The following is a 408-nucleotide window of genomic DNA, read 5'->3' on the forward strand; positions in this document are numbered from 1 at the left end:
GCCCAGGCGGGATCGCGTCGAGCCTCAGGTGCCTGATAGGCCGATGCAAAGATGGTCATTGGACTTTGTCAGCGACCAGTTAGCTGACTGCCGCCGGTTTCGTGTGTTGAACATCGTGGACGATCACAGCCGGTTCTGTCCCGGCCAGATTGTCGATGTGTCGATCCCTGGGGCTCGCGTCGCTCGGTTCCTGGATGACCTAGCTTTGCGCGTTGGGCTGCCCGAAGAGATCATCCTCGACAACGGGCCCGAGGGCACCAGCAAGGCAATGTTCGACTGGTCCGAACGGACCGGCGTGCGCCTGCGGTTTATCGAGCCAGGCAAGCCGGTGCAGAACGCCTTCGTGGAGAGTTTCAACGGCAAGTTCCGGGACGAATGCCTAAACCTCCACTGGTTCCGCTCGCTACG

1 protein-coding gene is annotated in these 408 nt (G+C 61.0%); it reads left to right on the forward strand.

The window, feature by feature from the left end; genetic code table 11:
* Positions 1–408, forward strand: a 408-nt coding sequence (locus ILP92_RS18285; RefSeq protein WP_214650098.1) for a DDE-type integrase/transposase/recombinase, incomplete at both ends; no start/stop codon positions are given.

Origin of the sequence: Palleronia pontilimi, assembly GCF_016412875.1 — a bacterium.
Lineage (GTDB): Bacteria > Pseudomonadota > Alphaproteobacteria > Rhodobacterales > Rhodobacteraceae > Palleronia > Palleronia pontilimi.